7 protein-coding genes are annotated in these 14898 nt (G+C 37.3%); 5 read left to right on the top strand and 2 right to left on the bottom strand.

Translation table 11 applies throughout. The annotated features are described in order from the left end of the window. Positions 1–351: 351 nt before the first annotated feature. Entirely contained in the window at positions 352–6015 is a 5664-nt protein-coding gene (locus tag H6G77_RS01645) for an ATP-binding sensor histidine kinase (RefSeq protein WP_190870650.1), read from the top strand. A gap of 10 nt (positions 6016–6025) precedes the next feature. On the opposite strand, the gene H6G77_RS01640 is transcribed toward H6G77_RS01645, so the two are convergent. Both H6G77_RS01640 and H6G77_RS01635 read right to left on the bottom strand, forming a co-directional pair. Further along, positions 6026–7417, bottom strand: a complete 1392-nt coding sequence (locus H6G77_RS01640; protein WP_190668775.1) for a cytochrome P450 — start codon at positions 7415–7417, stop codon at positions 6026–6028. A gap of 90 nt (positions 7418–7507) precedes the next feature. Further along, complete coding sequence (locus tag H6G77_RS01635; protein WP_190668777.1) at positions 7508–8473, bottom strand: terpene synthase family protein; 966 nt, start codon at positions 8471–8473, stop codon at positions 7508–7510. Positions 8474–9794: 1321 nt separating this feature from the next. Between H6G77_RS01635 and H6G77_RS01630 the strand changes: the two genes are divergently transcribed. The 4 genes from H6G77_RS01630 to H6G77_RS01615 all read left to right on the top strand — a co-directional run bounded on the left by H6G77_RS01630 (position 9795) and on the right by H6G77_RS01615 (position 14789). Then, positions 9795–10316: a Ycf51 family protein gene (locus H6G77_RS01630; protein WP_190587972.1), complete on the top strand. Its 522-nt coding sequence runs from the start codon at positions 9795–9797 to the stop codon at positions 10314–10316. Positions 10317–10728: 412 nt separating this feature from the next. Then, positions 10729–11916, top strand: coding sequence for an iron-containing alcohol dehydrogenase family protein (locus H6G77_RS01625; RefSeq protein WP_190870649.1), 1188 nt, complete (start codon positions 10729–10731; stop codon positions 11914–11916). Between the two features lie 161 nt (positions 11917–12077). Beyond that, positions 12078–13289, top strand: coding sequence for an aspartate aminotransferase (locus tag H6G77_RS01620; RefSeq protein WP_190587970.1), 1212 nt, complete (start codon positions 12078–12080; stop codon positions 13287–13289). A 669-nt stretch (positions 13290–13958) separates the two neighbouring features. Continuing rightward, complete coding sequence (locus tag H6G77_RS01615; RefSeq protein ID WP_190587969.1) at positions 13959–14789, top strand: squalene/phytoene synthase family protein; 831 nt, start codon at positions 13959–13961, stop codon at positions 14787–14789. The last annotated feature ends 109 nt before the right edge of the window (positions 14790–14898 follow it).

The raw sequence follows: 14898 nt of genomic DNA, 5'->3' as shown, positions 1-14898 counted from the left end.
ATGCTCACCTTAAAGATACTGAATTTTTGTAATAATCAAATATGAATACTGGTTCAAACTGATATGATAGCCTGTCTGATACTTGCGCTGAATTTATAAAATAGTTTTAGTTCCCACCTTCCCGGAAAATCAGATAAGAGATTAAATAAAGTCTCCTTAGATTAAGGTGTTTCTCACAGAGCTTTACACAGCTTCGTACTTGATAAATATTCTCATAATATCGTTAGATGAAACCTAAAATGTTGGAAAGAAGAGAAACGCAGTATAATTGCTAAAAAAATATGTTGATGTTAAACAAGGCAAATTTAAGGGAATACTAAGCGCAGTTAAAATACTTCGACTATAATTGCGATGTTAGCATTATCTGATAAAGTGTTCTCTTTGGCTGGTTATCGAATTTTAGAACAAATCTATGGTGGTAGCAAGACCCTAGTTTATCGAGGAATTCAAGAACAAAACAAACAACCAGTAGTAATTAAACTGATCCGAAATGAATATCCTACCTTCAGTGAAATTGCTCAATTTCGGAATCAATATACAATCACGAAGGATCTGAATTTACCAGGAATAATCAAGCATCTTTGTTTAGAGAACTATCGCAATCGCTATGCCTTAATCATGGAGGACTTTGGCGGCCTATCGCTCAAAGATTGGGGCAGATATAATAAGGCTACACAAGAGTTTGGGATTACCCTACAAGAATTTTTTCCTATTGCTATTGCGATCGCATCTATTTTAGAAGGTTTACATCGTCATCGCATCATTCATAAAGACATTAAACCCGCAAATATACTGATTCATCCCCAGACTTTAGAAATCAAAGTTATTGACTTCAGTATTGCTACCCTCCTACCAAGAGAAGTTCAATACCTGACAAACCCCAACGTACTAGAAGGAACACTAGCTTATATCTCTCCTGAACAAACAGGTAGAATGAACCGTGGGATTGATTACCGCAGTGATTTTTACTCTTTAGGTGTCACCTTTTTTGAACTTCTCACCGGACAGTTACCCTTCAACAACACTGAAGCGATGGAGTTGGTTCACGCCCATATTGCGAAACAACCACCAAGCTTACATCAAATTAATCCCAATCATCCGCCAATTTTATCAGCCATTATCAACAAATTAATGGCTAAAAATGCTGAAGACCGCTATCAAAGTGCGTACGGACTCAAGTATGACTTAGAACTTTGCTATCAGCAATGGCAAACAAGCGGTAATATAGCCACCTTTGAGTTAGCAACTAAAGATGTTTCTGACCGTTTTCTCATCCCCGAAAAACTCTATGGACGTGAGAAAGAAGTTGCTACCTTACTTGCAGCCTTTGAGCGAGTTGCTAAAGGTACTACAGAAATGATTCTCGTCGCTGGTTTTTCTGGAATTGGTAAAACCGCCGTAGTCAATGAAGTACATAAACCAATTGCTAGACAGCATAGTTATTTCATCAAAGGTAAATTTGATCAATTCCAACGAGATGTTCCCTTATCAGCATTAGTCCAAGCTTTTCAAGATTTGATAGGACAAATCTTAGTAGAAACTGATAGTCAAATTCGCCGATGGAAAGACAAAATTCTGGCAGTATTAGGTGAACAAGCCCAGGTAATTATCGATGTAATTCCGGCTCTAGAACAAATTATTGGTCAACAGCCAGCCGTTACAGAACTTTCTGGAACTGCTGCTCAGAATCGATTTAATTTGTTATTTCAAAGATTTGTCCAAGTATTCAGCATTAAAGAACATCCTTTAGTGATTTTCTTGGATGATTTACAATGGGCAGACTCAGCTTCTTTGAAGTTTATCCAACTTTTAATGAGTCAAACTCCAACCAGTAATAAAGAATCTAATGTAGTTACGCCTGAACTCAAAAATAATTTATGGAACCCTGTATTTGAGGAAGAAGTTTGGGAAGATGATACTGACCAGAAAGTTATCCCAACAGAAGGAAACTTTTTATTAATTGGTGCATATCGTGATAACGAAGTTTATCCAGCACATCCCTTTTGCTTAACGTTGCAACAAATTGAGCAAGCAGGAGCAAAGATTAATCAGATTACCCTAGCTCCTCTCCATCAAACTCACTTAAATACCTTAATTAGTGATACTTTACATTGCCCTCAAGCAATGTCTATGGCTCTGGGTCAAATGGTGTTTGCTAAAACCAAAGGTAATCCATTTTTTACTACTCAGTTTTTGAAGTCACTGCACCAAGATAGCATAATTAAATTTAACTTTGATTTAGGTCATTGGCAGTATGATTTGGCAGCAATACAGGCATTAGTGCTGACTGATGATGTTGTCGATTTTATGGCACAGCAAATTGAAAAATTGCCATCATTGACACAGAATATATTAAAGATGGCAGCTTGTATTGGACATGAATTTGACTTAAAAACTCTGGCGATCGTCAATGAAAAATCTGTAGTAGACACAGCCTCAGATTTATGGATAGCCTTACATGAAGGTATTATTTTACCTCAAACTGATGTTTATAAGTTGTTTCAAACTTATTCTAAATCAGCAGAAAATCCCGAAATTACAAACTCTCCAGAACTTTTCAACAATAGTTTTGCAGTTCCGAAATACAAATTTATTCACGATAGGGTGCAACAAGCTGCTTATTCTTTAATTTCGGAAAGTCAAAAGCAGGAAACTCATTTAAAAATTGGCCTGTTACTTTTTAATAGCATCCCAGTAGCAGAGCGCGAAGATAAAATTTTTCAGATTGTCAATCAATTTAATATTGCGTTAGAACTAATTACCGAGCAGGAACAGCGTAATGAACTAGCTCAAATGAATTTTTTGGCTGGACGTAAAGCTTTAAGCTCAACAGCTTATGCAGCAGCAATTAAGTATTTAACAACAGGAATCTCACTCCTCTCATCTGATAGCTGGCAAACACAATATGAACTTTCGTTAGCTTTGTATGAAACCGCAGCAGAAGCAGCATACCTAGCTGGTGAATTTGAGCAGATGGAGCAATTAATTAATGTGGTATTAGCACAAGCTAAAACTCTGCTAGAGCAAGTAAAAGTCTATGAAGTCAAAATTCAAGCTTACGGCGCACAAAATAAAGCATTGGAAGCTGTTAATACTGCACTCACTGTTTTACGACAATTAGGTGTCGAATTTCCACAAAATCCTGATTCATCAGACATTCAATTAGCAATAGCAGAAATAAAATCAAATCTTGATGGTAAATCAATAGAAGAATTAATTGAATTACCAGAGATGATAGCTGATGAATCACTTGTAATAATGCGTCTTTTATCTGGGGTATCTGCTTGGGTATATCAAGTATATCCTCAACTTTTTATCATGATTGTCATTAAACAAGTTGAGTTATCTCTCAAATATGGTAATGCTAAATTGTCTGCTTATGCTTATGTCCTTTACGGCTTAATCCTGAGTGGAATCATGAGAGATATTGACTCTGGCTATGAGTTTGGGAATCTAGCTGTAAACCTAATCGATAAGTTTAGTGCTGAAGAATTAAAATCCAAAGTAATTCAAGTCTTTTATGCCACTATAGCCCATTGGAAAAAACATACTAAAATTATAATTAATCCTTTATTAGAAGGTTATTCAGTTGGCTTACAAACAGGGGATCTAGAATTCGCAGCCTACTGTATTTATTGCCATTCATATTCTTCGTATTTCACAGGCAAAGAATTGAATGAATTAGCATCTGACATGTCAAAATATAGTGATGCCATATCTCAAATCAAACAAGAAACAATACTGAAATGGCATAATATTTATCGCCAAACAGTTTTAAATTTGTTACAGATTCAAGAAAAAGCAACTTGTTTGATTGGTGAAGCTTACAATGAGGATGAAATGCTAATAATTCATCAGCAAGCTCAAGATAGGGTAGGACTTTTATATTTACACTTTAATAAAGCATATCTCTGCTATCTCTTTCGATCTTTTACCCAAGCGATTGAAAACTTGGAGTTGGCAGAACATTATTTAGATAGTGGAATTGGCAATTTAGTTATGCCTCTTTTCTATTTTTATGATTCGCTAGTGCGACTTGATACTTATGATGAGATTCTCACAATAGAACAAAATTCTTTACTGGATAGAATCAGAGCTAATCAGGAAAAAATGCAGAATTGGGCGCATCATACCCCGATGAATTACCTACATAAATTTTATTTAGTGGAGGCAGAAAAACATCGCGTTACAGGTAAATATCTCGAAGCGATCGAATCTTATGATCGTGCTATTTCCCTTGCTAAACAAAACGAGTACATCAATGAAGAAGCTCTGGCTAATGAATTAGCAGCTAGATTCTATTTAGAATGGGGCAAAGAGAAAATCGCTCAAACCTATCTCACTGATGCTTATTATTGCTATGTTCGTTGGGGAGCAAAGGCAAAAGTTGATGATTTGGCAACACGCTATCCTCAATTACTTATGCCCATACTTCAGCAAGAAAAATTGAGTTTTCAAGTAGCTGACAGAATCACGATTCCTACTTATCAATCTCTATCAACGCAAAGTAATTATCCAACCTTCTTTGGTTCTAAAACAAGTATTTCGGAATCACTAGATTTAGCTTCTGTGATCAAGGCTTCTCAAACACTCTCTGGAGAAATTGAGATGGATCAACTGCTGTCTAAATTAATGCAAGTTGTGATGGAAAATGCCGGAGCATCTAAATCTGCTTTGATTTTAAGTGGAAATCATAACTCAGAATTAAGGGTCGTAGCTCTCAGTTCTAGTGAGAATTTTGCAGCTATTTCTACAGAATTACCATCAATTTATGCGGGGTCTAGTAATGATATTCCGATTACTTTGATTAAATATGTTAACCGCATCAAAGAAGTATTTGTAGTTGATGATGCAAAGACTGTTGATTTCTTAGCAGAAGACCGCTACATTATCAGTCAGAAGCCTAAAAGTCTCTTGTGCATCCCGATTATAAATCAAGGTAAATTGCTGGGTATTCTTTACCTGGAGAATAGTCTAACTACCGGAGCCTTCACCCGCGATCGCATTGAAGTTTTAAAACTGCTAACTACTCAAGCGGCTATTTCCTTAGAAAATGCCATACTCTACAATAATCTAGCCCAGGCAAATCAAAACTTAGAGGAATATAACCATAGCTTAGAAGTAAAAGTAGAAGCTAGAACCCAAGAACTAAACAATAAAAATCAACATCTGCAAGAAGCATTGCAAGAACTACAACGCACACAAACCCAATTAATTCAAAGCGAAAAAATGTCTTCATTGGGTCAAATGGTAGCGGGAATTGCTCATGAAATTAATAACCCAATTAACTTTATTCATGGCAATATTGCTCATGCTAGTGAATATGTCAAAGATTTGCTAGATTTAGTAAATATTTATCAGCAAGAATGTTCTCATCCTTCTGATATATTAACAGCAAAAGTCGCAGAAATTGATGTGGAGTTCTTATCTGAAGATTTGCTAAAAATTCTGGATTCTATGGAAGTGGGTAGTTCTCGTATTCGCAATATAGTTTTAGGTTTGCGTAACTTCTCACGCTTGGATGAGGCAGAAATGAAGACTGTTGATGTTCATGAAGGTATTGATAACACCTTGATGATTTTACAGCACAGACTTAAAGCAAAAAGTGATGCTTTGGAAATAGAAGTTATTAAAGAATATGCAAAAATACCTGAAATCAGTTGTTATGCTGGTCAACTGAATCAGGTATTTATGAATATTTTGAGTAATGCGATCGATGCTGTAAATGATTCAAGAGCTAATATTAAGAAACCCCAAATTCATATTTATACTGCTCTAAAAGATTCAAATACTTTGCAAGTCCGCATTGCTGATAATGGTTGTGGGATGACTGAAGCAGTTAAGAAGAAAATCTTTGACCCATTTTTTACTACAAAACCTGTTGGTAGTGGTACAGGGTTGGGATTATCTATCAGTTATCAGGTGATTGTAGATAAACATAAGGGTCAGTTAATTTGCGATTCTACCCCCGGCCAAGGAACTGAGTTTGTGATTGAAATACCAATTAAGCAGTAAAGTGACTGACTTATGATGCAGATGTAGTTGCTGCACTCGCTAACGACCTATGAGAGTTACGTGGTCTACGAATTAACATCTGAATTCCATTAGTAGGCCCAATACCGAAACTTCTCCGATGAACTCTCTCTGGCTTTCGACTTACCAAAGCAAGTTGATAATTGGACAAAACTTTTGCGACTACTAGCTTCATTTCAAATAAAGCCAAAGCTTCACCAATACAACGGCGTGAACCACCACCAAAAGGTAAAAATTCATAAATGGAAAATTGTCTGTCGAGAAAGCGTTCTGGTTTAAATTGATCAGGTTCTGGATATAAATCTTTATGGTGATGAGTAAGATAAATACAGCCAGCTACAACAGTACCAATATCTAATGGATATCCAAGTACTGTTACTGGTTCTTGAACTACCCTGGGCAAAGTCAAAATTACAGCTGGATGAATTCGTAAACTTTCATTACAGACTGCTGTCAGATAAGGCAGTCTGTAAATATTCATAGGATCTGGTGATTCACCAAGATTATCAAGTTCTTCGAGTAATTTTTTCAGAATTTCCGGTTTGTAGTGAATCCAATACAATACCCAAGCCATCGACATTGCTAAAGTTTCTTTGGCACCAAACATCATCAGTATTAATTCATCTCGCAACTCCTGATTTGTCATTGCTTTGCCTTCTTCATCTTTTGCTGACATGAGCAAAGAGAGAACATCTATTCGATTTGGATCGAATCTTTGGCAACGTTCGTTAATTTCAGCATAAAGCAACTCATCAATTTGTTGCCGCAACTTCAAAAATCTCCCCCAAGTACTCCAAGCGCCTAAGTCTTTTTGCAACAAAGGAAACATTAGCAAGCTGGCATTAAGTGGTGAACCAAAAACATCTAGAAGCGATGCCAAGAGATGCTTGATTGTTTGATAACGTTCACCTTCATATAATCCAAAAATAGTTTGTAGTGTTACTTGTAGAGAAATCTCTTGCATCGCAACACAAGCTGAAAAAGGTTGTTCTACAGGTAAGTGAGCAAAAACTTGTTCAGTTAAATTAGATATTATTTGACCATAAGCTCGCATTCGTTCTCCATGAAAAGCAGGCATCAATAGTTGTCTGCGTTTTTTGTGAAGACTACCATCAAGCATAGCAATACAAGAACTACCAACGATGGGTTCTCCTATTCTGTTAAAGCTTCCAGGTGCTGTAAACTGTTTTCTATCGTTGCTTAAAATCTCTTGGATTCCTTGAGGATGGCTGACAAATACGACAGTATCTCCAAAACCAACTATACTGCCAGTAAAGATATCTGGATATTGCTTGTTTGCCTGTTTCATATATCCTACAGGATCAGCAACCCAATGTAGCTTTTGTATCAAAGAAGCAGTTTTCAACTGATTTGGTAGTTGCATACGAATATACCATTACAACATTTTATTGATATCTTTTGAATTTTGATAAATTCTAGATTAATTGGAAATATTTTCCACCTCAAATAACTTCTAACTAACTTTAGCTAAATCTATTTTTTCAAGGGTTTGATATCTTCCAGAATAGGAATACCATGCTAAATGTCCACTAATCCAAGCATGTATTCCTGATAAATATTTAGCAATTTCATTATCTATCTTTTCTCCATAAGATGGAATACATGACTCCATTTGAATTAGATTTTCAACTTCTTGATTGTGCATTTTTATAGCAAGATTAATTGCTAAATTCAAAGATATTTTTTGTTGATTTTGAAGGATTAATACTAAATTATGAACATGGTTAATTGCTAATTCTTTTGGATATGAGAATATATCATTAGACCAGCAAATAATATTGGTAGCCATCAGTTTTATTTGGTTTAAAATTTCGTGATTCCTCAAAAAATCTGTAATCTGTAATTTATCGCAGAATTCAGTTAATGCCAGAGAAGTTTCTACTCCTATTGTTGCTCTACGTATATTCATATAAGTTTCCATACTAGGTATTATTTTCAGCGTACTGATATTTGCTTCTTTTTCACAACCATAAAAATAATCTTCAAAGGTATTAATGAAGTGATTGAATACTTGTTGGCTACCTAATCCTAGCATTCTTATTCTTATATCACTTAAAGCATAACTAAGAGGTATATCTTCATTAGTAAGTTCTGCCCCTTTTAATATTTGAATAAATCTTGTATGATAAGCCTTTAATAGTTCGGGCTTTAAGGTTGACATATCACATTGGTCATCCCAAATAAATATCCAACTCATCCAATCATTAGCGACTTTGAGTTCTTCTATTTGACAGTAAGGATAGGTAAGTGCAACTAACATATAAAATTTTGCTTTTAAAAAGCGTTGATATATTAAGTTGTTAGTTAGAAGATTATATTGTGTAACCCAATTTAAAGCAGATTCTTCTAACAGATCAGCATATTTATTGATTTGAGAAGGAAATGGGCAGTATAAATCGGGGAAAACCAACTTTTCCATAAATCCTCTGCAATTGTAATCAATTCTCGATTTCTGAAGTTTTAGACAGTGGCTAATTCGGAGATTGACACTTGCACTCACAATACTTGCAGCATCTAAGTTTATGCAGCTATAAACCAGATATTTAACTCTTCTTTATGCTTAATTTACTTTGCAGCCATAACAAAATAGCTACAAAAATACACGTTAATTTTGCAGAGAAATATTTGATATCTGCGTATATAAAAATAGTCTCACGCAGAGCCAGCTTTAAGCTATGAGCAATCAGCAGCTAAATATTCAGCAATAGCTACCAAAATAAACTCACTAATTAATTAGATTTGCTAGAGTATTGTCGAAACTTTAATGAACAGCACCTTGGTTTTTACACTGCATGAAATACAGTGTAAAGCTTGTTTTTGTTTGTCTATGCCACTATATCGAACACATCTTGAGACTTTGTTTAACGAAGTTTTAAACTCAAGATTTAACTTGTTTCATCATTTTTTAATACTTTTAAATAAAAGATAACAGTAATTTTGTGTAATTAGTTAAGTCAAATTATGTATTTTTGATACAGCGTAAGATAAAATACTGTATTCATCTAAGTATTTCTAAATTGATTTAATGAATTGCTTTAATAAATCGATTAAATTTATTCTTTTGATAAAAATTTTATTTTTATACAAGTAATACTAGCATTTTAAATTACTTATTTTTTCAGCATTATTACGATATTGTCACGATACTCTGACATATTACTAATTTAGACAGGTAATACTTACTTAAAAAGTATCAAAAAATCATGAAATATCTTAATCTTTATACATTTTTCTTGCTTTTAGTAGATGAAATAGTGGGTAAATACACAAAGCTATAATTGATACTAGCTAAAAAGATACACTAAGTATTTAATTATTTTATTTCAAATGATAGTTGAAAAATATAAGCTTTTATGGGTGTTCTATTTACTAGCTTGCAGCATAGGCTAGGTCAATTTTTATGGCTCAAAGTTACATTTTGCAAGGGCTAGTCTTCTAGCTTGATAAAACAAGTCTGTTATCTAGCAGAAAAGATTCTCTTTAAATGCTGACATTAGCTGATCAAGGTCAACATCAAAGAAATTATTATTGGCAGTATAATCTATAACCAATAAATATCAAGCAAATAAGCGTATTTTTATTAGCTATGGACTGGAATAGCGATCGCAACTTGCAGCATGAGGCTATTAATCTGATGAATAGCGACTCTCTCAAAGAGTTCCATCAGTTATGGGGTGTAAGTAATCGGTAAAATGGGTGTGTCTGTAAATCGTGTTAAGACACCAAAGTAGCCAATCTGTATGTTCTCAACAGCTGATTTTCTTCAATACACCCAGTGGTCGGGTATTGCTACCTTAGTATTTGCTGCCTTAGCAATACTGGCTTTTATTTTTAAATGGGGCATTCGCTTTCGGCTGGTAGGTACAACTGGCTTTATGCTGGTGCTAACAGGCGGGTTATTTGCTCTATCTTTAGTACCCTTAAGTCGCACAGTGATTCCGGGAGCCGAAAAATATACGCTGGTTTATGATAATGGTTCCACGCAAACAGTAATTTCCATTAATCCCAAAATTTCCCCTTCAGCTTTAGAAGCAACTTTGCGTCAAGCAGCCAGTAATTTATACTCCTATGGTCGTTTAGGTAAACAAGGCGACAATTATCTAATAATTCGCGCTCGTACTCTGGTACATCCTGAACCTGGAGTTTCTGTACCGCTTTACCTTGGTCAAATTAAACGCAATCTGGCTTCACGGGAAGATGCGAATATGTCAGTTGAGATTTACACAGATAAATTTGCTCAGTTGCCAAAGCCTACGGCTTAGGGACTTCTAACTCAAAGAGTAAGCAGGGAGCAGTGGTTCGGCTTCGCTCACCAACCGGGGCAGGGGGAAAAAGAAAAAAGCATATAGCCCCAGACTAAAGTCTGGGGCTATACAAACTAAACCCACCTACGCTAGATTATTTCAGTTTTTTGCTAGTTTATAAGTATATTCCCTAACAGCAAAGTCTAATTTTGGTGTTAGGGAAGACATCAATTTTTTTTGTATTTGACTATACAATAGAGATTATTTTTAGATTAAGATATTACTTACTAATTTCATCAATGGAAAAATGTTTAGTGGGTGCTGCTCGTAAGTGATGGTGAGTTTTGTTGATAGGCGACTGCCTTCTATAAATATTATGTAATCCTACTAGCATCAATACAAATTCAGGTTTTGCCTAACTAGTTATTATATGCCCCATCAATCAGCTACTACGTTGTCTACTCAAACATCTAGTTCATTATCGGCACTGGCGATCGCTCCGGCAAAAGTCATCCGTGGATCTGGAATCTTGTCAGCAGCACCAGAGGAGATTGCCCTGTTAGGCAGTCGTCCTTTAATAATTGCAGGCAATCAAACTCTAGCCCTGACTCAAAATACTTTACAACCAATTTTAGAGCAACAACAGTTGCATACTGCTCAAGCTTCTTATGGTGCAGATTGTTCAGAAGCCACTTTGAAATCTTTAAGGAAGGCGGCAAAAGAACACAAAGCCGACATGATTATTGGTGTTGGTGGCGGTAAAGCATTGGATACTGCAAAACTAGTTGCTTTTCAGTTGCAGTTACCGGTGGTGACAATTCCCACTTCCGCCGCTACCTGTGCAGCTTGGACAGCCCTTTCTAATGTATATTCTGAGACAGGGGCTTTTTTGTATGATGTGGCGCTGTCTCGCTGTCCTGATTTATTGATTCTGGACTATGATTTGATTGCCACAGCACCAAAACACACCTTAGTAGCTGGCATTGGGGATGCGATCGCTAAATGGTACGAAGCCTCGGTGAGTAGTGGACATTTACAACAGACTTTAATTATTGCCGCAGTCCAACAAGCCAGAGTTTTACGCGATATTTTATTCCAAAAATCAGCCGAGGCTTTAGAAAAACCAGGCAGTGAAGTTTGGCAAGAAGTTGTGGATGCAACCGTTTTACTAGCCGGAGTCATTGGCGGCTTGGGTGGGGCGCAGTGTCGCACCGTTGCTGCCCATGCTGTACACAACGGCTTAACTCACATTGCCGGACACACCAGCATCCACGGCGAAAAAGTCGCATTTGGTATTTTGGTGCAACTGCGTTTAGAAGAAATGATTTTGGGTAATCAGTTAGCCAGCACTGCTAGACAACAGTTGTTGAAGTTTTATGCAGAGATTGGCTTGCCCCAAAAATTAGATGATTTGGGATTAGGCAACATTAAATTGAGCGAGTTAAAAACCGCAGCCGAAATTTCCCTCGCACCCAATTCGGATATTCACCGTTTACCTTTCAAGGTAGGACTAGAACAGTTAATGGCCGCGATGGTTTCGACAACTGCACCCACAGACAGCAGAGAATCAAACATTCGGGTGGCAGTAAAGGCAAGTGATCAGCCAATTGAAGAGTAAAAAACTTTCGACTGGCAAAATGACGCTTGATTTTTTGCCCAGATTACCAAACTCAGATTTTGCTCACTTTATAGATTTCTCCAATTGATCCACAGCCGCCAACTGTGATGTATGAGAGAAATTTTACTCACAAATCAACTGTATCAAGAAGTGGTACATCAATGACACTGAATTGGATTGCCCCAGCAGAACGTATACAGAAACTGCCAGCTTATGTATTTGCCCGTCTGGATGAACTCAAAGCTAAGGCAAGGGAACAAGGATTGGATTTGATTGATTTGGGGATGGGGAACCCGGATGGCCCCACGCCTCAACCAGTCGTAGAAGCGGCGATCGCCGCTTTGCAAAATCCCGCCAATCATGGTTATCCGCCCTTTGAAGGAACTGCGAGTTTTCGCCGTGCGATTACCAACTGGTACAATCGCCGCTATGGTGTAGTGCTTGATCCCGACAGCGAAGCCTTACCGCTACTCGGTTCTAAAGAGGGATTAGGACATTTGGCAATGGCTTATATTAACCCTGGTGATGTGGTTTTAGTACCTTCACCAGCTTATCCCGCCCATTTTCGCGGGCCGGTAATTGCTGGGGCGCAAGTCCATAACTTGATTCTCAAACCGGAAAATGATTGGTTGATTGATTTAGCGGCAATTCCCGAAGAAGTTGCCCAAAAAGCCAAAATTCTCTATTTCAATTATCCCAGTAATCCCACTGCTGCCACTGCACCGCGAGAATTTTTTGAAGAAATTGTCGCCTTTGCCCGGAAATATGAAATTCTGTTGGTGCATGACTTGTGTTATGCCGAGTTAGCTTTTGATGGCTATCAACCCACCAGCTTGTTAGAAATTCCTGGCGCTAAAGAAATTGGCGTGGAGTTTCATACCTTATCCAAAACTTATAATATGGCTGGTTGGCGGGTAGGTTTTGTTGTCGGCAACAGCCAAATTATCCAAGGTTTACGGACGCTGAAAACCAACTTGGATTATGGGATTTTTGCCGCCTTGCAAACAGCCGCCGAAACTGCTCTGCAATTGCCAGATGTCTATTTACACGAAGTCCAACAGCGTTACCGTACCCGCCGCGACTTTTTGATCCAAGGGTTAGGAGAGTTGGGTTGGGATATTCCGAAAACCAAAGCCACCATGTATCTTTGGGTGAAATGTCCTGTGGGTACAACTTCCACCGATTTTGCCTTGAATGTATTGCAACAAACAGGCGTGGTGGTGACTCCGGGGAATGCCTTTGGGGTTGCGGGTGAAGGCTATGTGCGGATTAGTTTAATTGCAGATTGCGATCGCTTAGGTGAAGCTTTACACCGCTTTAAACAAGCCGGCATCTCATATCAATCGGAAAAATTAGTTTCTGTGCCACTTTAATAAGTGACATGAGATTTTAACTATTAACACCTCCACTCCATTATAGTGGAGGGTTAAATTTCAAAAGTCTTGAATTATTGTGTTTTCATTGGGCAAGTTGGGGAAAAAGATTGTACTTTGCCGAATGAGATTCATCTTGTGAATTTGCTGCAAAAATTGTTGTCTAGGCTGCAATATTGTATTTGCCAAGCTAATTGGTCAATAGCTAAAGTTTTCCTATACCTTGCAAGTCCCTAATTGTTGATATTTATAGTTAGAAGCATTTTTTGAGAAATTTTATTTGGTTTTTCATAATATTTTTACAATACAGAAATCTGCTTGGGAATTTTATGCTATCTTCCTAATCAGATGCTATCTGGGCGTATCAATTCGCTCATCACTACTGAAAAGCCCAATTAGATAAACTGCGGGATTTTAGCACAGTTGTTTATATTTACAGCAAAAAATTGCGCTTAATTCAGATATAAAATCACACAGCACAAATTTCAGTAACCAAAGTCTTATATACTAGACATGAATTTAATCGGTTTGAATTTGTCGTTAATTATGATACAAAGACTATTAATCTTGAGATGAAATACTAACCCATCTCAAGGTAAAAAGTATATCCCAGATCATTAAACAACTTTCAACTGCATGTGGTGTAAAAACTCAGAGGGGAGTGACAACATGGATTTACGTGGTGATGCCTTGCAAATCCTCAAAGCAACTAGTCGAACTTTTTATATTCCAATTAGTATTTTACCGTCAGGATTGCAAGAAGCCGTTGCATCAGCATATTTGTGTATGCGTGCCATTGATGAAATTGAAGATCATCCAGACCTGGATAATTCAACAAAGGCACAACTGTTACACAATATTAGTTTGACATTACAAGCAGGAGTAGATGGCTTTGCAGTTGACGCTTTTTCCGTAGGGTTTAGCGGCTACGAGGATGTTTTGGCAGAAGTAACTCTGAGAGTCAGAGAATGGTCTTTATTAGCCCCTGAGACTATTGCACCACGGATTTGGGATGCAACCGCAGCAATGGCTGACCGGATGGCTTATTGGGCAGAAAACAACTGGAAAATTGAAACCGAGTCTGATTTAGATCGTTACACCTTTGGGGTTGCTGGCGCAGTTGGGTTGTTACTTTCAGATTTATGGACTTGGTATGATGGCACGCAAACCAACCGGACTTTAGCAATTGGCTTTGGTCGTGGCTTGCAAGCTGTCAACATCCTCCGCAACCACATTGAAGATATGGGGCGTGGTGTCAGCTTCTTTCCAGATGGTTGGACAGTCACAGAAATGCAAGAGTATGCCCTACGCAACTTAGCGTTAGCTGATGCTTATACTCAAGCTTTACCTGCTGGCCCAGCTTTAAACTTTTGTCAAATTCCGTTAACTTTGGCACATGGTACGATTGATGCTCTTGCCAATGGTAAGGAGAAACTCAGCCGCAGTGAAGTTATCGCCTTGCTTGAGCAATTAAATGCTGTCAATGTCAAAGCTAGTTAATAACTTTGTTCAATACGATTGATTAAGTAAGTTCAAGTTTAATAGTGCTGATTTTTAGACTGTGGTGTATTTTGGTTATTAACCCAAATTTTTAACTACGTCGTAAATC

Source organism: Aulosira sp. FACHB-615, assembly GCF_014698045.1.
Lineage (GTDB): Bacteria > Cyanobacteriota > Cyanobacteriia > Cyanobacteriales > Nostocaceae > Nostoc_B.
Note: the sequence above shows the minus strand (reverse complement) of the source record. Positions and strands in the feature narration are given on the sequence as shown.

Excerpts from the sequence above, each read along its gene's own strand:
- H6G77_RS01615 (WP_190587969.1), top strand. The coding sequence starts at position 13,959 with ATGGATTTACGTGGTGATGCCTTGCAAATCCTCAAAGCAACTAGTCGA.
- H6G77_RS01645 (WP_190870650.1), top strand. The coding sequence starts at position 352 with ATGTTAGCATTATCTGATAAAGTGTTCTCTTTGGCTGGTTATCGAATT.
- H6G77_RS01640 (WP_190668775.1), bottom strand. The coding sequence starts at position 7,417 with ATGCAACTACCAAATCAGTTGAAAACTGCTTCTTTGATACAAAAGCTA.
- H6G77_RS01620 (WP_190587970.1), top strand. The coding sequence starts at position 12,078 with ATGACACTGAATTGGATTGCCCCAGCAGAACGTATACAGAAACTGCCA.
- H6G77_RS01635 (WP_190668777.1), bottom strand. The coding sequence starts at position 8,473 with ATGGAAAAGTTGGTTTTCCCCGATTTATACTGCCCATTTCCTTCTCAA.
- H6G77_RS01630 (WP_190587972.1), top strand. The coding sequence starts at position 9,795 with ATGTTCTCAACAGCTGATTTTCTTCAATACACCCAGTGGTCGGGTATT.
- H6G77_RS01625 (WP_190870649.1), top strand. The coding sequence starts at position 10,729 with ATGCCCCATCAATCAGCTACTACGTTGTCTACTCAAACATCTAGTTCA.